Raw genomic sequence first — 22202 nt, 5'->3', positions numbered from 1 at the left:
GTCCCGTTCCTCAGGTCAGTCGCCACTCACGTCGATCCGGCGGTGGTACCGCTGTCCCGCCTTGCCGCCGATCACGGCCGCGAACAGCGTCACCAGCACGGCCGCGCCGACGGCGATCAGCCCGCCGGCGGTCATCGTCTCGTCGGTCAGCGGCAGGGACGGCAGGTCCACCCGGTCCAGCACGTCGTACTGCGAACCGGCCAGGGCACCGATCGCCGCGACGATCAAGGTGACCAGGAGGCCGATCAGCCAGACGCCGAAGCCCTGCCGGCCGCCGTCGAAGCGGGCGAGCCTGCCGGCGACGTACCCGCCGTTGTAGTAGGCGATCGCCAGGATCAGCAGCAGCACGCCGCCGGAGACGATGCCGATCGTGCCGGCCTCTGCCTCGGCCGCGTTCCAGTCGATCGTCACCGCGTAGTCGATGGCGGCGGCGACCGCGCCGACGATCCCGCTCAGCAGCGCGATCAGGCCGACCGCGACCAGCCAGCCGAAGAACGCGGCGCCACCTTTGAAGCCCCGGTACGCCGGGTCGACCTCGGTGGCCGGGACATCCGCCCGGTACAGCGGCTCGGTCGTGGTGACCTGCCGGTCGTCGTCATAGGGCTCGGCCGCGCCGAGCCGCTCAGCTTGCGTGTCCTCTCGATACTGCTGGGCCATGTCAGTTCTCCTCGCCAGACAGCCCCGTGTCGCACCTCCGGTACCCGTCGGAGGGCTGGCTAAGCGTGGCGAGGTGGTGACTGACCGCTAGTCGAGCAGGCGGTCGATCTTGTCGTGGTAGCGCTTGCCGGTCTTGCCGCCCAGGATGGCGGCCAGCAGCGTGAGTACGACGAGGGCCGCGGCGGCGATGATGCCCGCGGTCGTGATGCTGTCGGTGGACACCGCCACGTCCGGCCGGTTCACCTCGGAGACCAGGTCGTACTGGTTGTTCAGCAGCGCACCCGCCCCGGCCGCCAGCACGGAGAACAGGAACGCGAACATCCACACCCCGAACCCGTTCCGACCACCGTCGAAGCGGGCCAGCCGCCCGGCGACGTACCCGCCGCAGTAGAAGGCCAGGCACATCGTCAGTACGGCGATGGCCGCAGCCGTGATGCCCGCCGCGCCGGCCTGCGCCTCGGCGTCGGCCCGGGTGTAGTCGAGGACCTCCGCCGTACCCACGGCGGCCGCGGACACGGCCAGCGACAGCACGACCGACATCGCGATGGCGATCAGCCAGCCGAAGAACGCGGCGCCGAACTTGAAGCCGCGGTACGACAGCAGGTCGGGGTCGACGACCGGCTCGACCGGCAGTGGCCGGTCAGGAATGATCGTGACAGTGCTCATCGCCCGGTGGGCTGCCGCCCGCGCCTCCTCGTACTTCTGGGTCGTGTTCGCATCCGCATTCTCAGGCACCGGCGCCGCGGCGACAGGCTGCCTCATCGTGGCGGTCTCGCCGTACTGCTGGACCATTCCGCATCTCCTCACTGGTCAGCTCCGCGCGGGTCCTACCCACCGAGGCTGTTCCTACACAGCCGGAACGGCGGATTTAACCGGCCTCTGGCGCGGGCTCACTCACCGTCGCCGGGTATCGGCGGGGAGTGAAGACCAGAGGGCCGGCCGGGCGGGGCACGGTGCGGGTCTGTGACGACCCGATCACCAGCAAGCACCGCATGTCAACCGCTTCCGGGTCCAGTTCGGCGAGCGTGGTGACGGTGATCTCTTCTTCCGGACCGCCCACGTCGCGTCCGACGACGACCGGCGTACCGGGCGAACGGTGTTCGAGGAGCAGGTCGCGGGTGGCGGCGACCTGCCAGGTGCGGGACTTCGAGGCCGGGTTGTAGATCGCGATCGCCAGGTCGGCCGCGGCCGCAGCAGAGACTCGCCCGGCGATCACGTCCCACGGCTTCAGGCGGTCCGACAGCGACAGGACGCAGTAGTCGTGCCCGAGTGGCGCGCCGACCCGGCTGGCGACCGCCTGGGCCGCGGTCATCCCGGGCAGCACGCGTACGGCGATGTCGGCGTACTCGGGTTCGGACGCGACCTCCGTGACCGCGCTGGCCATCGCGAACACACCGGGATCACCGGACGACACCACGACCACCTTGGCGCCCTTGCGAGCCAGGTCGAGCGCGAAGGCGGCCCGCTCGGACTCCACCCGGTTGTCCGACCCGTGCTTGCGCTGACGGGCGCGGTCCGGCAGTCGGTCGACGTACGGGCCGTAGCCGATCAGGTCGTCGGCGCCGGCGATCGCCGCCCGCACTTCCGGGGTCATCCACTCCGGTCCGGCGGGTCCGAGACCGACGACGGTCACCGATCCCTCCGCCTCGGTCTTGGGGGTCGGGGCGGTGAAGGTGTTGTTGATCGGGCTCGGGAGCAGGGCGAGCGAGAAGTACGGCACGTCTGCCGGGTCCACGTCGGCCAGGGGAGCGGTGCGCTGCGCGTCGGTCGTCGCGCGTTCGACGTACCAGGCCTCGTCCTCGCGACCGGCGAGTTCGAAGGCCTCGCGCACGTTGGCGAACGTGCGGCCGAGCTTCATCACCGCGGCCGCGTCGGTGTTCCGCAGCCGGTCCGCCAGGACATCAGGCGGCAGCGTGCCGGGCAGCACGGTGAGGATCTCGTCCCGCTCACACAGCGGCCGACCGAGTACGGCGGCCGCCGCGCTCACCGAAGTGACGCCGGGAACCACCTCACACGGATACCGGTCGGCCAGCCGCTTGTGCATGTGCATATAGGACCCGTAGAACAGCGGATCCCCTTCAGCCAGTACGACGACGTCGCGGTCGGCATCGAGATGCGCCGCGAGCCGGGCAGCGCAGTCCGTGTAGAAGTCGTCCATCGCGCCCTGGTAGCCGCCCGGGTGGTCGGTCGTCTCCGTGGTCAGCGGGTAGACCAAGTGCTCCTCGATCTGCCCCTCGGTGAGGTACGGCGCCGCGACCGAGCGGGCGATGCTACGGCCGTGCCGCGCGCTGTGGAACGCGATCACGTCCGCCGCGCCGATCAGCCGGGCCGCCTTCACCGTCACCAGTTCGGGATCGCCCGGGCCGAGCCCGACGCCCCAGAGCCGCCCGCTCACTCCTCCTCGCTCGCGATCGCGTTGACTGCCGCCGCGGTGATCGCACTCCCGCCGCGACGACCTCGCACCACCAGGTACTCCAGCCCGAGGTCGTTCGCGGCCAGCGCGTCCTTGGACTCGGCTGCGCCGATGAACCCGACCGGGATGCCCAGGATCGCGGCCGGCCGGGGTGCGCCGTCAGCGATCAGCTCGAGCAGCCGGAACAGCGTGGTCGGGGCGTTGCCGATAGCAACAACAGCTCCGGCCAGGTGGTCGTGCCAGAGGTCGGCCGCGGCGGCGCTGCGGGTGGTCTGCAGGCGTTCGGCGAGCTCGAGCGTCCGGGGGTCCTGGAGCGTGCAGATGACCTGGTTGTCCGCCGGCAGCCGCTTCCGGGTGATGCCGGCCGCGACCATCTGGGCGTCACAGAGGATCGGCGCCCCGTCCTGCAGCGCGGCCCGCGCGTTCTTGACCGCGTTGGGCGATGCCGCGAGGTCCGCGACCAGGTCGGTCATCCCGCACGCGTGAATCATCCGTACGGCGACCTGCGCCAGGTCGGCCGGGAGCCCGCCGAGCGCGCCCGCCGCCTCGGCCCGGATCGTCGCGAAGGACCGCCGGTAGATCTCGGCGCCGTCCTTCACGTACTCGAACCCACTCACATCCGCTCTCCGTCGATCGAATACCCGTTGCCTAGCGCAAGCACATCCACGAACTCACCGGACGGCTTCCCGCACCGCCGCGCACACCCGGACCAGTGCATCGGCCGTCCGTGCCGCGGCAGCCGCGGGGTCACCCGCCAGGCCTCCGCCCGGACGTCCGCGAGCGCCTTCGCGCACCCCGGCTGACCAGCACACGCTGTCACACCGTTCCACGGCGAGTCCGCCTTTGTGACCAAGCCAACCTCCTCCAGCCGCGCCCCCTGATCCGCCGGCGCGACGAGGACCAGCGACCGCCAAGGCGTGACCCGGACCTGCTCGGCCACGTCGGCGACGACAACCGCCTGCTCCTGGCCGAGACTGCCCAGCGGAACCGTCACCACCAGGGCCGACCCGTGCCTCCCGGCGGTGATCACCGAGGATCCGGTGGTTTCCGTGTCGGTCGGCAGCTCTTCGGTCGTCGGCAGTCCGAGGCGGTTCAGGATCCGGCGTCCTCCGTCGTCGAGCTCGGCGATCCGCCACTCCTGGCCGTCGCGCTCCGCCAGGAATGCCTCCGCCGCCGCGACCATCACCTCAGGTACCTCAGCCCAACTGACCCGCACTGCCGAGCCACCCAGGCTCAGAAGCGCCTCGCGCTCGTCCACCGCGCGCACCAGCACATCGGCCTGCACTCCACTCAGATCCCCGCGCCCATCGTCCAGCGCGAACAGGAACCGCCCGGGCAACTCCGCAAGCCCCGGACGCGAGCACAAGGCCCGATCGACCGCGCTGACGAGCGGCAGTACGTCGTACGTGCCCTGGTCGTCCAGACCGGATAGCGGTGAAGCGAGGATGTTGCGCACGCGCTCGTGCGTGATCGACGGCAGCAGTCCAGCGTCGTACAACCGCCGGGACAGCTCCCGCGGACCGTCCTCCGTCAGCCCTCTGACCTGTACGTTCCCCCGCGAGGTCAGCTCGAGCCGTCCGTCACCCAGCTCACTCGCAGCCATCCGCAGCACCTGGAGCTGCGCAAGGCTCAGCACCCCACCCGGCACCCGCACCCGAGCCAGTCCTCCATCGGCCGCCTCATGTACTGCCAGCACCCCGGGGCACCGATCCGCCTCAGTCCTACGCATCCACGAGATGCTACGTGGCCCTTCTGAACCCCAGCAGCACGGTGCAGGCGAGCAGAGCGCACAGCCCGCCGGAGACCATCGCGACCGAGACCGACCACGCGTCGACGACCAGCCCACCCAGCAGAGCACCGGCGGACAGCGTGGCCTGGAAGGACGAGGTGAACAACACGGTCGCCGCCTCGCGGGTCCGGGGGAGCGCCTTGGCGAAGAGGCTCATCGAGCAGACGGGCACTCCGCCGTACCCGAGTCCCCAGACGACCAGGAGGATCACCGCTCCCGCCGTACTGCGTCCGAGGATGGGCAACAGCAGCGTGGCGGCCGCTATGAGGCCCGCGCAGGTCAGGAACGTCGCGTGTAGGTGCCGGCCCGCGGTGCTGCCGGCGACGAGGTTGCCGACCAGGCCGGCTACGCCGTAGACGAGCAGCAGTCCACTCAGGAGCTCCGGCTGTATGGACTCGCGCAGGAACGTGGTGACGTAGGTGTACGTGCCGAAGTGTGCCGTCACGATCAGACAGGTGAGCGCCAGCGCCACACCGGTGTCACGTTGTCTCAGCGCTGCCTGCAGGACTGCGGGGCGTGTCACCTGCAGAGGCGGTAGTGGCGGCACGAAGGCATAGAGGCCACCCAGCACGGCCAGTGTCAGCAACCCGAGTACGGCGAACGCCGTGCGCCAGCCCGCGAGGTCGCCGAGGTAGGTCCCGGCCGGCACACCGAGGACCGAGCCCAACGGCACCGCCGAGAAGATCACCGCCGTGGCCCCTACTGCGTGCCGCTCCGGCACCAGTCGCCCGGCCAGCCCCGCGCCGATGGACCAGAACCCGCCGATCACCAGCCCGACCAGGACACGCGAGAGCAGCTCCAGCCAGTAGGCCGACGCTGCGGCCGCGAGCAGGTCAGCCGCAGCCAGCACGAGCATCAGCGCGCACAGCATCACCCGCCGATCGAGCCGAGCAGTCGCCACCGTCACCACCGGAGCCGCCACCGCGGCGACCAGCCCCGGCATGGTCATCAACCACCCCGTCCGCCCGGCCGACAGCCCGAAAGTGCTGCCCATCGGCCCGAGCAGCCCCACCGGCAACATCTCCGCCGTGACGATCGAGAAGATCCCGAACGTCACCGCCCCCACCCCCAACCACTCCCGCACTCCAGCCCGCACTCCAGCCCGCACCACCGTCCCAGTCGCCATGCCCTCCACCCCACCTGTGCGACTGGCCGAACACCGGCGGATTCCCGCCTTCGCCGTACCTGCGCACCGCGATGTCGCTTTTCCGCCGGGATGATCCGGGACGGGATTATCTGGCGCGGGATAGTCTCGAGGTATGGCGGCAACCCCAGCTCGGACAGTTCCAGACCTCACCGGCTACCTGACGCATGCCGGTCATGTGCTCGAGACGCAGCTGTCCGCGGCGCTGGCGGAGGTCGGGCTCACGCTGCGGATGCAGTGCGTCCTGCGGCATGCGCTCGAGGCGGAGCGGACGCAGATCCAGATCGCCGAGCTGGCGTATCTGGACAAGACGACCATGGTCGTCACCGTCGACGCGCTGGAGAAGGCCGGGTACGCCGAGCGCAAACCGTCGGCCACCGACCGCCGGGCCCGGATCATCGCAGTCACCGACGTCGGCGCCGAGATCGCGCACGAAGGCCAGCGGATCGTCGACCGGGTGCACGCCGAGGCCCTGGCCGCGCTCGCCGCCGACGAGCGCACGCCGTTCGTGCACGCCCTCGCCGAGCTCGTCGACGGCCACCTGTCCACCCCGGTCGAGGCGCAGCCGGTACGACGAGCCCGCCAGCGCACTCCATGATCCATTAAAAGATCGTCTGTTACGGAACTATCTGTTATGGTCGTTTTCATGACGACCACTTCGGCAACCCCTGCACCCACGATCGACGGCCGCGTGAAGGCCCTGGTCGTGCTGTGCGTGATGCAGCTGATGATCATCCTCGACGGCACCGTGGTGACCGTCGCGCTGCCGACCATCCAGGAGGACCTCGGCTTCTCGCAGGCCGGCCTGGCCTGGGTGATGAACTCGTACCTGATCGCCTTCGCCGGCCTCCTGCTGCTGGCCGGCCGGGTCGGCGACCTGCTGGGCAGCAAGCGCGTCTTCGTCGCCGGTCTCGCCCTGTTCACCGCCGCCTCGCTGCTGTGCGGCCTCGCCACCAGCGCCGGCGTGCTGATCGTCGGGCGGTTCCTGCAGGGCGTCGGCGGGGCGCTCGCGTCCGCCGTCATCCTCGGCATGATCGTCAAGCTGTTCCCGGCTCCGGGTGAGCAGGCCCGGGCGATGGGTGTCTACAGCTTCACCGCGGCGAGCGGCGCGTCCATCGGCCTGATCTTCGGCGGCGTGATCACCCAGACCGTCGGCTGGCACTGGGCGTTCCTGATCAACGTGCCGATCGGACTGCTCTCGCTGGCATTCGCCGTACGGGTGCTGGCGGGGGAGCGGGGCCTGGGCCTCGGCAACGGCGCTGACGTGCTGGGCGCCGTACTGGTGACCGCAGGACTCTCGCTTGGCGTCTACACCATCGTCCAGACTGCTGAGCCGCACGCGTCGCTGCTGCGCACGCTCATCCTGGCTATGGTCTCGGTGCTGTTGTTGGCTGCGTTCGTACTGCGGCAGGCGCGCATCGCCAACCCCCTGCTCGCCCTGCACATCTTCCGCAAGCGACAGGTCACGGTGGCGAACGTCGTCGTGGTGCTGCTGTTCGCAGCCGGCTTCGGTTTCCAGTTCACGACCGCGCTGTACGTGCAGCGCGTGCTGGGCTACGACTCGCTCACCACTGGCCTGGCATTCCTCCCCGCGCCGCTGATGAACGCCGTGATGTCGCTGTCCATCGCACCGCGCCTGACAGTCCGCTTCGGCCCACGAGTCATGCTCACCGGTGGACTCGCCGCCTTCCTTGTCGCCCTGCTGTGGATCAGCCAGGCACCTGTCGACGGCTCGTACGTCGTCAACGTCGCGCCAGTGCTCGCGGTGATGGGCGCCGGCATCGGTCTGGCCATCCCGGCCGCGATCATGCTCGCCATGTCGGGTGCGGAGCCCGGTGACGCCGGTCTGGCCTCCGGACTCAACAACACTGCGCAGCAGGCGGGCGCTGCGGTCGGCACCGCCGTACTGGCCACGCTGGCTGCGTCGACGACTGCTAGCCGGTTGGGTGAGGGTGCGAGCGACGTACTGGCTCTTCGAGATGGGTACGGCGCCGCGTGGCTTGCTGCCGCTGGCTTCGTCCTCGCGGCGCTCGTACTCACTGTCGCTCTGCTGCTCCGTCGATCAGCGGATGCCTGACCAGAGGTGCAGCCGTTGGGGTTGCCGGTGCGGGCGAATGCGGTCCAGTAGTCGATCATCTGGTTCGACAGCACCTGCTGCGTCTCGGACAGTGGGGCGTCAGCCAGACCACCCCGGTCCCGCTTCGGCCCGAAGACGAACCCACCTACACCTTTGGTCTACTTCCTGCGCAACAAGTAGGTGTCCATGATCCAGCCCTTGCGGTCTCGCGCCTCGGCGCGGACCTTCTCGATCTCCGACGCCACCTCGCGCAGCGGGCCGGAGATGAGCAGCTCATCCGGCGTTCCCAAGTAGGCACCCCAGTAGATGTCCGCGTCCTGGTCGAGGTGTTCGGTGAACGCGGTCTGCGCGTCCAGCATCACGACCACGTCGTCCACATCCTCGGGCCACGCCTTCGCCAGCCGGCGCCCGGTGGTGATCTGGATCGGCCGGCCCACCTGGTTCAGGCCGACCCGGTGCCGTGCCGCCAGCGTCGACACACTGCTGATCCCCGGGATCACCTCGACCTCGAACGCCAGCTCACCCCGCGCCAGGATGTCGTCCAGGATCGCCAGCGTGCTGTCGTACAGCGACGGGTCGCCCCAGACCAGGAACGCGCCCACTTGGCCTTCGCCGAGCTCGGAAGCGATCAGTTCCGCGCACACGTCGGCCCGGCGCCGTCGCCAGTCGTCGACGGCTTCGACGTACGCGCTGGTGGTCCGGTCCCGCTCCGGATCGCGGCCGACGACGACCCGGTAGTCCTTGTCCGTCGCGTACCGGCGCAGGATCTCCTCCCGCAGGTCGACCAGCTCCTGCTTGACCTCGCCTTTGTCCAGTACGAAGAACACGTCGACCCGGTTCAGCGCCGACACGGCCTGCATCGTCACCTGCTCCGGATCGCCCGCCCCGACGCCGATCACCACGATCTCCCGCATGCCGCAGACCCTACGTCAGACGGACAGCAGGAGTGCGGCGGCGACCACGGTCCCGACTACGGCGCCGCCGTAACACAGCACCACGATCGGTGCGCCGTACCGCTTGAGCTGGAGCCCGTCGTACAGGGTGAAGCGGAAGCGGTGCGCCCAATGGAACAGGCACAGTGCGCACAGCCCGAACAGGACCAGCCGGGTGATCCAGTTCTGCAGTATGGCGAGCAGGTGCGAGTGGTCCGGCGGCGACAGCAGGTCCAGTGGGAACGCGATGCCGAACAGGAACAGCAGGATCGGCACCATCAACGCGGCGACCATGCCGCCGGAGCTGAACAGCATCCAGAGCAGCGGTTCCGGGTACGGGCGGCGGCGGTTCATCGCAGTACCAGCCAGGCGACGACCGCCGACAGCACCAGCCACAACAGGTAGTGCCCGACGACCACCTGAGGCGGAGGTATCCGCTGTCCACGCAGCCGGATCACCATCGCCCGCGGCGCCAGCCCGAACCAGGTGACCGTGTGCAGGAGCACGAACGCCATCGCGATCACGTTGATCGCGATCATCCACCACTGCCCGCTCCAGTCGAGGTAGTCCTTGTACGCCGCCGGTCCGTCACTGACCGCCTTCACCAGCAGGAGCAGGAAGACGACGAACCAGGCGACGAAGAGACAGCTCAACTCACGCAGCACGAACAGCAGGTACGACCGGCGCTCCAGCCACCAGAACAGGTTGAGCGGCCGCTGGTACGTGCTCATCGCCGGCTCCGCGGCATCAGCAGGTCCTTGATCGACTGCGTCGCCGCGGTCAGCTTGTACCGCTGGATCGCGCCGGCCGGGTCCACACCCTTCGGGCACGCCGCGCTGCACTCACCGACGAAGGTGCACGCCCAGATCCCTTCCGGCGACGACAGTACGGCGCGACGCTCCTCAGCCCCTTCGTCGCGCGAGTCCAGGTTGTACCGCTGGGCCAGCGCGATCGCGGCCGGCCCGATGAACTCCGGCTCGAGGCTGTAGACCGGGCAGGCCGAGTAGCACAGCATGCAGTTGATGCACATGCTGAACTGCTGGTACTCGGCCAGCTGCTCCGGCGTCTGCAGGTACTCACCCTCCTCGACCGGGCTGTGCACGTCCCGGACGATCCAGGGCTTGACCTCGGGCAGCTTGGTCATGAAGTCGTCGATGTCGATGACCAGGTCGCGGATCACCGGGAAGTTGCGCAGCGGCTCCACCCGCACCGGACCGGGCGCGTAGTCGGTCAGGAAGGTCGCGCAGCTCAGCTGCGGCTCGCCGTTGATCGTCATACCGCAGCTACCGCAGATGCCCATCCGGCACGACCAACGGAACGACAGCGTGCCGTCCAGGTTGTCCTTGATGTACGACAGCCCGTCCAGCACGGCCCAGTGTTCGCGCAGCGGCACCTGGTAGGACTGCATCACCGGTTCGGAGTCCTGGTCGGGCCGGTAGCGCGCTACCTCCAGGGTGATCTCGTCTGCCATCCCTACCTCCCGTACACCCGTTCTCCCGGCGGCCAGCGGGTGATGGTCACCGGCAGGTACGTGACGCGGCTGGTTCCGTCCGGGTCCCGCCGTACCAGCGAATGCGCCAGGAACCGCTCGTCGTCGCGGGCCGGGAAGTCGACGCGCTGGTGTGCGCCCCGCGACTCCTCCCGGCGCAGCGCGCAGGCGATGATGCTCTCGGCAACGTCCAGCATGAAGTCGAGCTCCAGCAGCGCGATCAGCTCGGTGTTGAACCTCGTGCTGTGGTCGTCGATCGCTGCATGCGTGAACCGCAGCCGCAGCTCCGCGAGCTGCTCGGCCGCCTTCGCCAGCGAGTCGCCGTCCCGGTAGATCCCGGCGCCGTTCTCCATCGTGGTCTGCATCTCGGTCCGGATGTCCGCGATCCGCTCGTGCCCCTCGGCGTGCCGGGTCAGCTCCTCGGTCAGCCGTCGTACCTCGTCGCGTCCCTGCGCCTCGATCGCCTTCGGTACGGCGGTGCGGTAGCGGCCGGCGAACACCGACGCGGCCCGGCCGGCCCGGTTGCCGAAGACGAGGCACTCCGGCAACGAGTTCGATCCGAGCCGGTTCGCGCCGTTGATGCTGACACAGGCCACCTCGCCGGCGGCGTACAGGCCCTCGAGCGAGGTCGCGCCGCGGATGTCGGTGTGGATGCCGCCCATCATGTAGTGCACCACCGGCCGGACCGGCACGAGCTCCTTGACCGGGTCGATGTTCTGGTACTTCGAGCACAGCTCTCGGACGAACGGCAGCTTGGCGTCGATCAGCTTCGCGCCGAGGTGCCGCAGGTCCAGGTTCACCACCGGCCCGTACGGCGTGTCGATCGTGCGGCCCTTGTCGAGCTCGTGCACGAAGGCCTGCGAGAGGCGGTCGCGCGGACCGAGCTCCATGCTGCGCATCACCGGAGTCGGGGACGGCGTACCGAGGTCGTAGTCCTGCAGGTAGCGGTAGCCGTCCTTGTTCAGCAGCCAGCCGCCTTCGGCGCGGGCCGCCTCGGTGATCAGGATGCCGGTGAACGGCAGGCCGGTCGGGTGGTACTGGACGAACTCCATGTCCTTCAGCGCGGCGCCGGCGCGCAGGGCGAGCGCCATCCCGTCGCCGGTCTTGATGTTCGCGTTCGTGGTGAAGGGGTAGACCCGGCCACAGCCGCCGGTGCACACGATCACCGCGCTCGCCGTGATGGTCTCGATCCGGCCGGTCGCCAGCTCGATCGCGACGACGCCGTACGCGCGTCCGTCGTCGACCAGGATCTTGGTGACGTACCACTCGTCGTACCGGATGATGTCGGTGTAGGACAGCGCGGTCTGGAACAGGGTGTGCAGCAGATGGAAGCCGGTCCGGTCGGCGGCGAACCAGGTGCGCTTCTTCTTCATGCCGCCGAACGCCCGGACGGCGATCCGCCCGTCCGGCTGCCGGCTCCACGGGCAACCCCAGTGCTCCAGTCGCAGCAACTCCCGCGGCGCCTCCTGCACGAACGCCTCGATCGCGTCCTGGTCACACAACCAGTCGCTGCCGGACACCGTGTCGTAGGCGTGCTCGTCGAGCGAGTCGTCGTCCGCCGCCACCGCCGCGGCGCCACCCTCGGCCGACACCGTGTGACTGCGCATCGGATAGACCTTCGACACCACCGCCACCCGCAAGGCCGGATTCGTCTCCGCCACCGCAATGGCAGCCCGCAACCCCGCGCCGCCGCCACCAATCACCACGACGTCGTGAAATGTCATGTCCGCCCGCCCCGTCAGGCTTCGTGATCGCCGCTGTGCTCGTCCATCAGGATCTTGCCGTCGTGCCGCACGGTCTGGATCCGCACACTCCCGTCATGAAACTCGTGCCGGATCCGGCGGCACCCGCAGGCGTACCGCACATCGTCCATCCGGAACCCCTCGAAGTCGTCCTCCTGGCTCCGGTCGGCGTCACCCACCCGCCCACACGGCGCCCGCTCCGCAGTCATGTGCGTCCTGGTCCCGGTCATCCGCCCACCTCCAGACCCCACCCAGATGTTTGTGACTCACATCACACCTCGATAGTGCGCCCGACAACCAACCCCGGGCAATGCCTCAGTTCCTTCCCACGCCTCGGGCGAGCAGGTAATCGGCTTGCCGATCGGTGATGGTGGCGGATGCAATGTGCGGCATGGTCACGCCGGTGGGATCGTCGGTTCAGGTTGGTGCCCTTGCTCCGCTCAGTCGGCCTGGGTGGGTTGAGGCGGGGGAACAGTTGCTCGCCGGGTTGGCGCTGGGGTTGAGCGACGTCAACGACGCGGGTGGCATCGACGGGCGGCCGCTCGAGTTGGTGGTGCGGGACACCGCGGCCGATCCGCAGAAGGCTGCGGCCGCTGTGGATGAGCTGGCGGACCTAGGCGTGGCTGCCTTGGTGGGGGAGTACCACAGCGTTGTCGCTCGATCGGCCGCCGCCCGCGCCGACGCGCTCGGCTTGCCGTACCTCTGCTCGTCAGCCGTCCTCGACGCGCTCACCGAGCAGCCGACCGACTGGGTAGCGCGCCTCTCCCCGCCGCAATCCCGCGGTTGGAGGATCTACGCGGACTTCCTACTCAGCGCCGGCCACACCCGCATCGCCGTAGCAACCCAACCGAGCGTCTACTGGGCAACCGGCACCCGCATCCTGCAGGACTACGTCGCCTCCCACGGCGGCGCAGTCATCGCACTCGACATAACCACCCTCACCCCTACTGACGTGTGCGACGAGCTAGTCGCCAACCAAGCAACAGCCCTGCTCCTCCTGGTCGGCATCCCAGACCCGGCCGTCCCGATCGTCAAGGCCGTCCGCGGCGACCAGCGCCTCGCCGGCACCCTGATCGGCGCCCCAGCCGGCCAACCAGAGTTCACCGAGTGGGCGAGGCTACTCGGCGACGACGGCGCCGCGATCCCGTTCCTGCGCTATCTTCCCGAGCACCTCACTCCACTCGGCACCCGAGTCGAGAAGACCCTCAACGGAACCCCGTCCTTCGTCGCGTATGAGGGGTACGACGCGATCGCCGTACTCGCAGAGGTACTCCGCACCGGCCAATCCTGGCCGCAGGTCTCAGTAGCAGGAACCCGCGGCCAGATCAGCTTCTCCCGCACCGAAGGCATCAGCGTCTGGCAATGGACCTGGCCACCGGTCCAGGTAGTCGACCGAGACCCAGCCGACCCCGCGAACTTCCGGATCCTCCACACCGGCTGACCACTCCAGGGCCGGAGCGGCGCCCCGGCCCTGGCCTCGGTGTCAGTCGTCGATTGCCTGGTAGAGGGTGGTCCAGAAGTCGTGCATGAAGTGAATCGAGTTGGGGGCGGAGGCTCCGACTTGGGTGAGCAGGATTCCGGTCAGTTGGTTGGCCGGGTCGGCGTACGTCGAGGTGCCGCTGCCGCCGTCCCAGCCGAACTGGCCGACCGGCGCGTAGTCACCCCGGTAGGTGCGCACCGCCATCCCGAAGCCCCAGCCACCGTGCTGCCCCTGGCCGAACGAGATGTGCACGTTGTCCCGCGCCAGGTCGGTCCGGGCGGCAGTCTGCTCCGGGGTCAGGCGGTTGGTGGTCATCAGCTCCACGACGGCCCGGGACAGAATCCTTTCGTTCCCGTGCATCCCGCCGTTCAGCAGCATCTGGAAGTAGGCCTGGTAGTCGTCAGCGGTGGACACGAGCCCGCCACCGCCGCCCGGGAACGCCGGAGGCTTGCTCCACCGTCCGCCCTTCGCCTCGTCCCAGACCAGGAACTCGCCGGTCTGCGGGTCGGGGGCGTAGAGGTCCGGCAGCCGGTCGATCTTGTCCTCGGGCACGTGGAAGCCGGTGTCCTTCATCCCCAGCGGCTCGAAGATGCGCTCCCGCAGGAACGACTCGAACGACTGGCCGGTGACCCTGGCGACGAGTACGCCGACCAGGTCGCTGCTGAGCTGGTATTGCCACTGCTCGCCGGGCTGGTGCATCAGCGGCAGCGTGCCGAGGCGGCGCATCCACTCGTCCGGCTCGGGCATCGGCTCCGGCAGGTTCGGGGTCAGCCCCTGCTCGAAGATCGCGCCCATGATCGGCGTACCGATCACCGTCATGTCCATGCCGAGCCCGAACGTCGACGTCAGCACGTCCCGCACGGTGATCTGCCGCCGCGCCGGCTCGGTGTCGTCCACCGGACCGTCGATCCGCTTCAGCACCTGCCGGTCGGCGAGCTCGGGCAGCCACTGCTCGACCGAGTCGTCCAGCCGCAGCCTGCACTCGTCGAGCAGCACCATCGCCCCCGCGATCGAGAGCGGCTTGGACGTCGACGCCATCCGGAAGATCGTGTCCCGCCGTACGTCGGCGCCGCCGTCGTGACGCATCGTCCCGATCGCCTCGACGTGCGTCTCCCCGCCCCGGCTGACCAGCGCCACGACCCCAGGCACCTTCCCGGAGTCGACATGCCGCTGCAGTACGTCGTGCAGTCGGCGCACCCCTGCCGCCGAGAAGCCAGTGCTGCCAGTTCCCATCGTGATATCTCCCTCATACCGTGTGGTCGCGCTCATGACAGCAACCCTCCCGGCCCGCCCTGACACGAAGCCGCCACAGCCCTGACACGCAGTTCTTCCCCACGCAGTTCTTTCCCACGCCGTGCTACGCGTGCTCCTCCGTCGCCCGCTCCGCCCGGCTCCCGCCCGCCCACATTTCTGCCGGCAGAACCAAGGGCGGGCGGGAGCCGCGCGAGCGAGCGGAGCGAAGCGTGGTCGCAGCGTGGGAAAGACTTACTTGGACTCGCGCCATTCGCGTTCGAAGGGGAGGCGCCAGGCTCGGGGGGCTATGAGTTGGTGGATGGCGTTGGGGCCCCAGGTGCCGGGTTGGTAGGGCTTGACCGGGGGTGGGTCCTCCAGGAGCAGGGCGGAGCGGTCCCAGAGGGACTCGATGCCTTCGGCGGTGGTGAAGAGGGTGTGGTCGCCGCGCATTGCGTCGAGGATGAGGCGCTCGTACGCCTCCAGTACGTCGCCCGCGCTTTCGGTCTCCTGCGTCGAGAACTGCATCGACAGCTTCTCCAGCCGCATCCCGGGGCCGGGTCGCTTCCCGTAGAAGGACAGCGAGACCCGCGACGAGTCGGCCAGGTCGAAGGTCAGGTGGTCGGGGCCCTGGCCTCCGACGCCGGAGCCGGCCGGGAACATGGTCTTCGGCGCCTCCTTGAAGGCGATCGAGATGATCCGCATGCCTTCGGCCAGCCGCTTGCCTGTGCGCAGGTAGAAGGGGACGCCGGCCCACCGCCAGTTGTCGATGCCGACCTTCAGCGCGATGAAGGTCTCGGTGTCGGAGTCCGGCGCGACGCCTTCCTCGCCTCGGTATCCGCTGTACTGGCCGCGGACCACGTCGGCCGGGTTGATCGGCAGCATGGAGCGGAAGACCTTGTTCTTCTCCTCGGAGATCGCCCGCGGCTCCAGCGCGGTCGGCGGCTCCATCGCGACGAACGACATCACCTGCATGAGGTGGGTGACGACCATGTCCTTGAACGCGCCGGTCGGCTCGTAGAAGGTGGCTCGCTGGTCCAGGCCGAGGGACTCGGGGATGTCGATCTGCACGTGGTCGATGAAGTTGCGGTTCCAGATCGGCTCGAACAGGCCGTTCGCGAACCGGAAGGCGAGGATGTTGAGTGCCGCCTCCTTGCCGAGGAAGTGGTCGATCCGGAAGATCTGCGCCTCGTCGAACGTCTCGTGCACGAAGTCGTTGAGCCGGATCGCGGTGGCCAGGTCGTCGCCGAACGGCTTCTCCATCACCACCCGGGCCCGGTCGACCAGGTCGGCGTCTCGCAGCATCGCGACCACCGCCTGCGCGGACTTCGGCGGCACGGACAGGTAGTGCAGCCGGCAGGCGTCCGGCCCGAGCTGGGCCTCGGCCGCCTTCACCGCGGTCGCGAGCGCCTCCGGCCCGGCGGTGGCCGGCACGTACTCGAGCCGGTCGGTGAACTGGGTGAGGTCCTCGCTGCTCATCCGGTGCGTCCCGAACCGCTCCACCGCGTCCCGGGCCTTCTCCCGGAACTCGTCGGAGCTGAGCTGCTCTGTCGCCATCCCGATGATGCGTACGTCGGGAGCGAACTTGGACTGCTGCAGGTACGCCAACCCGGGCAGCAGCTTGCGCTTGGCCAGGTCGCCGGTGGCCCCGAACAGCACGATCACGTGCGGCGCGAGCGGCTCCGGATCCCGTCGCGACGGGCGCGATCCGGGCGCGGGATAGGCGATGGTCTGGATGCGGTCGGGCATACCCGAAAGTGTAGGCACCCGGCGGTCAGCGGATCATGTTCGTCGCCATCATCCGCGGCGCGTCCCCGCAGTTGGGCGCGGCCGAGTGGAAGGTGTCGCAGTGCATGAAGTACGCGTCACCGGCCTGGCCGGTCAGCTCGACCACCCGCAGCGGTACGCCGTCCACCTCGCCGCCGTCGGCCAGGTACCGCCGGACCCGGTCGTTGCCGTTGGCATCGTCGCGCACCCACAGCTGCCGCAACCACGGGTCGACGCCCGTCAGCACCTTCCGCAGCCGCTTCGGATGCGGGCCGTCCTCGGCGGGGTCGGCGTACCGGGCCACCAGGTGGTGCGAGCCGGTGAGTACGAGCGTCGCGCCGCCCTGCGGCCGGATGTCGTTCAGCAGGACGAACATCTGGACCGCGCGGAGCCCGCGGCCGGCGTCGTACGGGACGAAGTCGTTGTGCCAGACGTCGTACGGAACGTCCCACTCGGCCTGCTCATGGCGTGGGAACGTGACCAGCAGGACACCCCACCTCGACGGCTCGGTCCATGCGCCGAGCAGCCCGTCCAGGGTGGACCGGACCGCCGGGCTGCCAACGCGCTCGAACTCCCGGCCGCCTGAAATCTTGCGCAGGCCGGACAGCCGCTCCTCGACGCGCCAGGTCGCGGGATCGCCGCGCTCCATCCCATGCTCCGCGCGCACGTGGTCCCAGACCCGGTCGCACATCGCGGCCGCGTCACCCGCCGGGATCGCCCCGGGCACCCGCAGCAGGCCGGTGCGGTCGAACTCCTCATGCTGAGCCGCTGTCACCATGCTCACCACTCTGACCGCGTACGGCGACCGGCCGCGACCGAATTACTCAGCTGGTCGCGGACTGCCAGAGCCCGAGGACGTTCCCCTCGCAGTCCTCGAAGTACGCCGCGAAGCCCATCTCGCCGACCGCGAACTTGGCCGCGACCGTCTTGCCGCCGTGCTGCTCGATCGACTCCAGCGCAGCGTCGGCGTCGTCGACGTCGATGGTGATCACCGGGATGGTGACCGGCGCCCCGGCGCGCTCGAACATGCCGCCGTTGATGTAGCCGGGCTCCTTCGGGAACCCCTCCTCGGTCACAGGCCCGGTCGACACACTGGTGTACTGCAGCTCCGGCATCACGTTGACCTGCCAGCCGAACACGTCGGCGTAGAACGCCCGCGCCCGGTCGGCGTCGTCGTACGGCACCTCGAAATGCACTACTCGTCCGGTCATCGCAAGTCCTCCCCTTCGACACCGGCGATCCGTCACCTTCGACGCTAGTCCGCTCCGGCCGGAAAGCGAACAAGAAACCGCCCGGAAAGGCACCGACCGGGTACGACGTGCTCGGGGACGCCGGCGTTCTACGGTGGGGGTGTCTGTTTCCGCTGGAGCTGTTCGTCGGTGGGGTGAGACCCCTGGAGGAGGACTGTGAAGTACTTGCTGATGATCTGCGGTGACGAGACGGCCGAGGCGCACGCGAACGAGGGGTGCGGCGGCTGGTCGGAGGAGATGGAGCAGCGCGGCGTGGTCGAGGGCGGGGCCGGGCTGCGGCCGCCGAACGAGGCGACCACCGTGCGGGTTCGCAACGACGAGCTACTGCTCACCGACGGTCCGTTCGCGGAGACCAAGGAGCAGATCGGCGGGTTCGTGCTGATCAACTGCGCCGACCTGGACGAGGCCATCGAGATCGCCGCCAAGCATCCGTTCGCGACCTACGGGACGATCGAGATCCGCCCGGTGCTGGAGCCGCCGCCGGGGATCGTGTGACCTTCGAGGAGATCTACCGGCAGGAGTGGGGCCAGGTGGTCGCCACCCTGATCCGCGTGACCGGTGACTGGGAGCTGTCCGAGGAGTGCGCCCAGGAGGCGTTCGCGGCGGCGCTGGAGCGCTGGCCGCGGGACGGCGTACCGGACAGGCCCGGTGCCTGGCTGACCACCACTGCGCGCAACCGCGCGATCGACTGGCTGCGTCGTGAGGCGGTCGGCGTCGCGAAGCTGAAAGAGGTGGCTGCTGTGGAGTACGAGCCCGACGAGCCGTACGACGTACCCGACGACCGGCTGCGGTTGATGTTCACCTGCTGCCATCCGGCGCTGGCGATGGAGGCGCGCGTCGCGTTGACGCTGCGGACGCTGGCAGGTCTGAGTACGGCGGACATCGCACGCGCGTTCCTGGTCCCGGAGACGACCATGTCGAAGCGGCTGACCAGGGCGAAGCAGAAGATCCAGCACGCCGGCATCCCGTACCGCGTCCCGCCTGCCCACCTGCTGCCTGAGCGGACGCCCGCCGTACTGGCTGTGCTGTACCTGCTGTTCAACGAGGGGTACTCCGACGTCCTCCGCAGCAACCTGACCAGTGAAGCGATCAGACTGGCCAGACTGCTCGTGCAACTCATGCCGGACGAGCCCGAGGCCGCCGGACTGCTCGCACTGATGCTGCTGCACGACGCAAGGCGGGACACGCGCCTGACCGCAGACGGCGTACTGGTGACGCTGGACGACCAGGACCGCACCCGCTGGGACCACGCAGCCATCACCGAGGCCGTCGAGCTGCTGGATGCAACCCTGCGCCGCGGCAGCCCCGGTCCGTACCAGGTGCAGGCCGCCATCGCGGCTTGCCACGCGACCGCGCGTACGGCGGCCGACACGGACTGGCCGCAGATCGCCGGACTGTACGGCCAGCTCAAGCAGACCCCAGTGGTCGCACTCAACCGCGCAGTAGCGATCGGGATGGCAGACGGTCCCGCAGTAGGCCTGAAACTGCTCGACGACCTCGCCGCCGGCCCACTAGCCGGCTACCACCTGCTCCCAGCCACTCGCGCCGACTTCCTCCGCCGCCTCGGCCGACACCACGAGGCCGCAACGTCCTACCGCGAGGCCCTGGACCTCGCCACCACAGACGCCGAACGGAAATACCTGCGACGCCGGCTGGACGAGCTGTCTGTCTGAGCGGAGGCCGTTCGTCGGTGGGGTATGACGGAGATCAGAACGTTGGTGGCGGGGGAGCGAGTTGACCTTGCTGAGCTGCTGGGCGGGTTGCGGGATGAGGACTGGGACAGGGCGAGCCTGTGCGAGGGGTGGCGGGTGCGCGAGGTCGTCGCTCACATCACCATGCCCTACCGGATGTCCATGCCTCGGTTCTTGCTGGGGATGGTCCGGGCCGGCGGGAAGTTCAACAAGCTCTCGGACCGCCAGGCGCGGCAGGACGCCGCCGAGCTCTCGCGGCACGAGCTCACGGAGTGCCTGCGGCAGAACGTCAACCACCCGTGGAAGCCACCGGGCGGCGGGTACGAGGGTGCGCTCTCCCACGACGTCGTCCACGGCCTCGACATCACCGTTGCGCTGGGCATCGACCGGCGGGTGCCCGAGGACCGTCTGCGTCGCGTCCTCGACGGTGTGAATCCCCGTCACCTCAAGTACTTCGGCGTGGACCTCACCGGCGTCCAGCTTCGCGCCACCGACCTCGACTGGACGCACGGCACCGGGGAGGTCCTGTCCGGCCAGGCCCAAGACCTCCTCCTCGTGCTCTGCGGCCGCACCCTCCCATCGGACCACCTGACTGGCGGCCCTGCGGCGCGCTTCACCACGCACTCAGCGCGGTAGACCCTGCCAGAAGCCGCACTGGTGGTTGGCGCCGTACGGCGTTGGCGCGACCCCAGTCGTGGCAAGTCCCAATACCGTGCCGGAGTTGTTGAAGGTGGACCACTTGGGACGTCCGGCGCCGTTGGGGTTGCCGGTGTGAGCGAACGCCGACCAGTAGCCGATCATCGTGTCGGACAGGCGTTCCTGGTCTGGGGTGAGTGGCGGGAACGGGTTCTGCGGCATATCGACGGCCCACAGGTACGGCAGGTCCGAGCTGTGGAAGGCGCCGAGCGGGTAGCCGTCCGGCAGCACCCGTCCGCTGTCCTCGGCGAACTCGTAGGCGTAGACCGGCTGATGCCTGGCGGCCGCCTGGGCAGTCCGCAGCACAGCGCACGCACCGATGAAGCCACCCCAGTCACTGAGCACAGTCGCCAACGCCAGCGCCGGACTGGTGGTCACCGGGTACTTCGCGAGTACGGCGTCCGCCCGGTCGCCGAACGTCTCGACCAGCACCGCCTTGTACTGCGCTGCCGTCAGCGACGACGACTGCCGCGAGAGCGCCTCAAGCACCTTGCCTGCAGGGCGTTCGCGCAGGCAGGCTGCGACATCAGGCGCGGCCGTGCAGCCCAGTTCCTCGGTTGCGCGGGCGCCGAACGCTCGTGCCTCGGCCTGCGTCGGCACTCTGTTCTCGCACGCGCCGCTCTGGACGGTCGCACGGTCGAAGAGGCCGCGGGCGAGCGGTGAGGCCAGCAGTGCGCACACCGAGCGTGCTCCAGCGGACTGACCGGCCAGTGTGACGTTGGCGGGGTCTCCACCGAAGCTGGCGGCGGCGTTGCGCCGTACCCAGCGCAGTGCAGCGGCCTGGTCCATCAGACCGTAGTTGCCTTCGCCGAGCGCGGGGGACGAGAGGTAGCCGAGTGCTCCGAGGCGATAGTTGACCGTGACAACCATCAGCCGGCCGGACGTGGCCAGCTCGGTGCCGTCGTACTCCTTGGCCGCTCCGGTCACGAAGCCGCCGCCCGTCAACCACACCAGGACCGGCAACCGCTCACCCGGCCGCACGCCACGTGGCACCCGGACGTCGAGGTAGAGGCAGTCCTCTGAGCCGACTGCCCCCAGTTGCTGCGCACACGGGGTGCTCGGCGCCGTAGCGTCGCGCACCCCCGACCACGGTTTCGGCCGAGCAGGTGGACGCCATCGCTTGTCGCCGACCGGGGGAGCGGCGTACGGCACACCTGTGTAGCTCACGTGGCAAGACGTCCGCGCACAGGCCCGACTTCCACTACCTCACCCGGCGCAGCAGTCAACCTCCCAACTACGCCCCACGACGTACCACCAGCCGCGGCCGAAGGGAAATGCTTCCATCCGCGCTATTATTACCAAACTTGAAACCAATGGGGAGACCCCATGCCCAAGCCCCAAACCCCCGTCCCAGACGCCCTCCTCCACCCCATCCGCTGGCGCATAGCCCAACGGGCCCTAGGCCGGGAAGTAACCACCACAGCCCTGAAACAAGACCTCCCAGACGTCCCCACCACCACCCTCTACCGCCACGTAGCCACCCTCATCGACGCCGGCTACCTAACAGTCGTCCGAGAACGCAAGGTCAGAGGAACGACAGAGCGAACCCTCACCCTCAACCAACCCACCTACTCACAGCAGCTCATCTACGCCGACCCGACCGAGCTGACGAACCTCCGCGAGACCATCAACGCCCTCCTAGAACCCCACCGACAGCAGAGACCAGGCAAGACCAGAGTCCTCATGTCCCTGATCGCACTACCCGACGACTAACAAACCCGCACCGAACAGCCGACAGCAACCACAGCCAAGGGGGGTCCGGGGGGCGAAGCCCCTCCGGGGCGGCACAAACCCGCCGTACGATCGCCCCGACCGTGCGCCACGCGAGCCGCATCAGCTCCGACA

Annotated in this window: 24 protein-coding genes; 7 read left to right on the top strand and 17 right to left on the bottom strand. The window is 69.1% G+C overall.

Annotated features, from left to right (window positions below; translation table 11 throughout):
- Positions 1-15: 15 nt before the first annotated feature.
- The 6 genes from AB0H36_RS34930 to AB0H36_RS34905 all read right to left on the bottom strand — a co-directional run bounded on the left by AB0H36_RS34930 (position 16) and on the right by AB0H36_RS34905 (position 5985).
- Positions 16-657: a hypothetical protein gene (locus AB0H36_RS34930; protein ID WP_360533729.1), complete on the bottom strand. Its 642-nt coding sequence runs from the start codon at positions 655-657 to the stop codon at positions 16-18.
- Between the two features lie 87 nt (positions 658-744).
- On the bottom strand, positions 745-1449 hold the full coding sequence (locus AB0H36_RS34925) for a hypothetical protein (RefSeq protein ID WP_360533726.1): 705 nt from the start codon (positions 1447-1449) through the stop codon (positions 745-747).
- A gap of 76 nt (positions 1450-1525) precedes the next feature.
- Positions 1526-3052, bottom strand: coding sequence for a precorrin-2 C(20)-methyltransferase (locus AB0H36_RS34920; RefSeq protein ID WP_360533723.1), 1527 nt, complete (start codon positions 3050-3052; stop codon positions 1526-1528).
- On the bottom strand, positions 3049-3687 hold the full coding sequence (locus AB0H36_RS34915) for a precorrin-8X methylmutase (RefSeq protein ID WP_360533720.1): 639 nt from the start codon (positions 3685-3687) through the stop codon (positions 3049-3051). Before AB0H36_RS34915 ends, AB0H36_RS34920 begins: the two co-directional genes overlap by 4 nt.
- Positions 3684-4799 (bottom strand): precorrin-3B synthase, encoded by a 1116-nt coding sequence (locus AB0H36_RS34910; RefSeq protein ID WP_360533717.1) that lies wholly within the window; start codon positions 4797-4799, stop codon positions 3684-3686. Before AB0H36_RS34910 ends, AB0H36_RS34915 begins: the two co-directional genes overlap by 4 nt.
- 10 nt (positions 4800-4809) lie before the next feature.
- Complete coding sequence (locus tag AB0H36_RS34905) at positions 4810-5985, bottom strand: MFS transporter (RefSeq protein WP_360533714.1); 1176 nt, start codon at positions 5983-5985, stop codon at positions 4810-4812.
- 133 nt (positions 5986-6118) lie between these two features.
- Between AB0H36_RS34905 and AB0H36_RS34900 the strand changes: the two genes are divergently transcribed.
- Together AB0H36_RS34900 and AB0H36_RS34895 are read left to right on the top strand one after the other, a co-directional pair.
- Positions 6119-6601 (top strand): MarR family winged helix-turn-helix transcriptional regulator, encoded by a 483-nt coding sequence (locus AB0H36_RS34900; protein ID WP_360533711.1) that lies wholly within the window; start codon positions 6119-6121, stop codon positions 6599-6601.
- Positions 6602-6649: 48 nt separating this feature from the next.
- Entirely contained in the window at positions 6650-8080 is a 1431-nt protein-coding gene (locus tag AB0H36_RS34895; protein WP_360533708.1) for a DHA2 family efflux MFS transporter permease subunit, read from the top strand.
- 158 nt (positions 8081-8238) lie between these two features.
- On the opposite strand, the gene cobF is transcribed toward AB0H36_RS34895, so the two are convergent.
- The 6 genes from cobF to AB0H36_RS34865 are packed head-to-tail and all read right to left on the bottom strand — an operon-like array spanning position 8239 to position 12473.
- Positions 8239-8994, bottom strand: coding sequence for a precorrin-6A synthase (deacetylating) (gene cobF / locus AB0H36_RS34890; RefSeq protein ID WP_360533705.1), 756 nt, complete (start codon positions 8992-8994; stop codon positions 8239-8241).
- A gap of 15 nt (positions 8995-9009) precedes the next feature.
- The gene (gene frdD / locus AB0H36_RS34885) at positions 9010-9366 is read right to left on the bottom strand and encodes a fumarate reductase subunit FrdD (protein WP_360533702.1); all 357 of its coding nucleotides are present in this window, start codon (positions 9364-9366) and stop codon (positions 9010-9012) included.
- Positions 9363-9743, bottom strand: a complete 381-nt coding sequence (locus AB0H36_RS34880; RefSeq protein WP_360533699.1) for a fumarate reductase subunit C — start codon at positions 9741-9743, stop codon at positions 9363-9365. Before AB0H36_RS34880 ends, frdD begins: the two co-directional genes overlap by 4 nt.
- Positions 9740-10483 carry a succinate dehydrogenase/fumarate reductase iron-sulfur subunit gene (locus tag AB0H36_RS34875; RefSeq protein ID WP_360533696.1) on the bottom strand — a complete coding sequence of 248 codons (744 nt, stop codon included), beginning with the start codon at positions 10481-10483 and terminating at the stop codon, positions 9740-9742. The genes AB0H36_RS34880 and AB0H36_RS34875 overlap by 4 nt, the downstream gene beginning before the upstream one ends.
- A 2-nt stretch (positions 10484-10485) precedes the next feature.
- Positions 10486-12225, bottom strand: a complete 1740-nt coding sequence (frdA, locus tag AB0H36_RS34870) for a fumarate reductase (quinol) flavoprotein subunit (RefSeq protein ID WP_360533693.1) — start codon at positions 12223-12225, stop codon at positions 10486-10488.
- Positions 12226-12239: 14 nt separating this feature from the next.
- A complete protein-coding gene (locus AB0H36_RS34865) occupies positions 12240-12473 on the bottom strand; it encodes a hypothetical protein (protein ID WP_132213771.1) in 234 nt (77 codons plus the stop codon).
- A 245-nt stretch (positions 12474-12718) separates the two neighbouring features.
- On the opposite strand from AB0H36_RS34865, the gene AB0H36_RS34860 reads away from it, so the two are divergent.
- Entirely contained in the window at positions 12719-13684 is a 966-nt protein-coding gene (locus AB0H36_RS34860) for an ABC transporter substrate-binding protein (protein ID WP_360533689.1), read from the top strand.
- A 42-nt stretch (positions 13685-13726) separates the two neighbouring features.
- Here AB0H36_RS34860 and AB0H36_RS34855 read toward each other — a convergent pair whose 3' ends face one another.
- From AB0H36_RS34855 to AB0H36_RS34840, 4 genes are all read right to left on the bottom strand, one after another.
- Complete coding sequence (locus AB0H36_RS34855) at positions 13727-14956, bottom strand: serine hydrolase domain-containing protein (protein WP_360533686.1); 1230 nt, start codon at positions 14954-14956, stop codon at positions 13727-13729.
- Between the two features lie 252 nt (positions 14957-15208).
- Complete coding sequence (zwf, locus tag AB0H36_RS34850) at positions 15209-16702, bottom strand: glucose-6-phosphate dehydrogenase (RefSeq protein WP_360533683.1); 1494 nt, start codon at positions 16700-16702, stop codon at positions 15209-15211.
- 25 nt (positions 16703-16727) lie between these two features.
- Complete coding sequence (locus AB0H36_RS34845; protein WP_360533680.1) at positions 16728-17498, bottom strand: phytanoyl-CoA dioxygenase family protein; 771 nt, start codon at positions 17496-17498, stop codon at positions 16728-16730.
- Positions 17499-17544: 46 nt separating this feature from the next.
- Entirely contained in the window at positions 17545-17931 is a 387-nt protein-coding gene (locus AB0H36_RS34840; protein WP_360533677.1) for a VOC family protein, read from the bottom strand.
- A 195-nt stretch (positions 17932-18126) separates the two neighbouring features.
- On the opposite strand from AB0H36_RS34840, the gene AB0H36_RS34835 reads away from it, so the two are divergent.
- From AB0H36_RS34835 to AB0H36_RS34825, 3 genes are read left to right on the top strand one after another with little or no spacing between them, the layout of a single operon-like run.
- Entirely contained in the window at positions 18127-18465 is a 339-nt protein-coding gene (locus tag AB0H36_RS34835; protein ID WP_360533674.1) for a YciI family protein, read from the top strand.
- A complete protein-coding gene (locus tag AB0H36_RS34830) occupies positions 18462-19643 on the top strand; it encodes an RNA polymerase sigma factor (protein ID WP_360533671.1) in 1182 nt (393 codons plus the stop codon). Before AB0H36_RS34835 ends, AB0H36_RS34830 begins: the two co-directional genes overlap by 4 nt.
- Positions 19644-19667: 24 nt before the next feature.
- On the top strand, positions 19668-20297 hold the full coding sequence (locus tag AB0H36_RS34825; protein ID WP_360533668.1) for a maleylpyruvate isomerase family mycothiol-dependent enzyme: 630 nt from the start codon (positions 19668-19670) through the stop codon (positions 20295-20297).
- Here AB0H36_RS34825 and AB0H36_RS34820 read toward each other — a convergent pair.
- A complete protein-coding gene (locus AB0H36_RS34820; protein WP_360533665.1) occupies positions 20286-21524 on the bottom strand; it encodes a carboxylesterase family protein in 1239 nt (412 codons plus the stop codon). The genes AB0H36_RS34825 and AB0H36_RS34820 overlap by 12 nt on opposite strands.
- Before the next feature lie 159 nt (positions 21525-21683).
- Between AB0H36_RS34820 and AB0H36_RS34815 the strand changes: the two genes are divergently transcribed.
- Positions 21684-22070, top strand: coding sequence for a hypothetical protein (locus tag AB0H36_RS34815; RefSeq protein ID WP_360533662.1), 387 nt, complete (start codon positions 21684-21686; stop codon positions 22068-22070).
- Positions 22071-22202: the final 132 nt, after the last annotated feature.

This window comes from Kribbella sp. NPDC050820 (genome assembly GCF_040653975.1).
Taxonomy (GTDB): domain Bacteria; phylum Actinomycetota; class Actinomycetes; order Propionibacteriales; family Kribbellaceae; genus Kribbella.
This window is presented reverse-complemented; position numbering and strand designations above follow the sequence as displayed.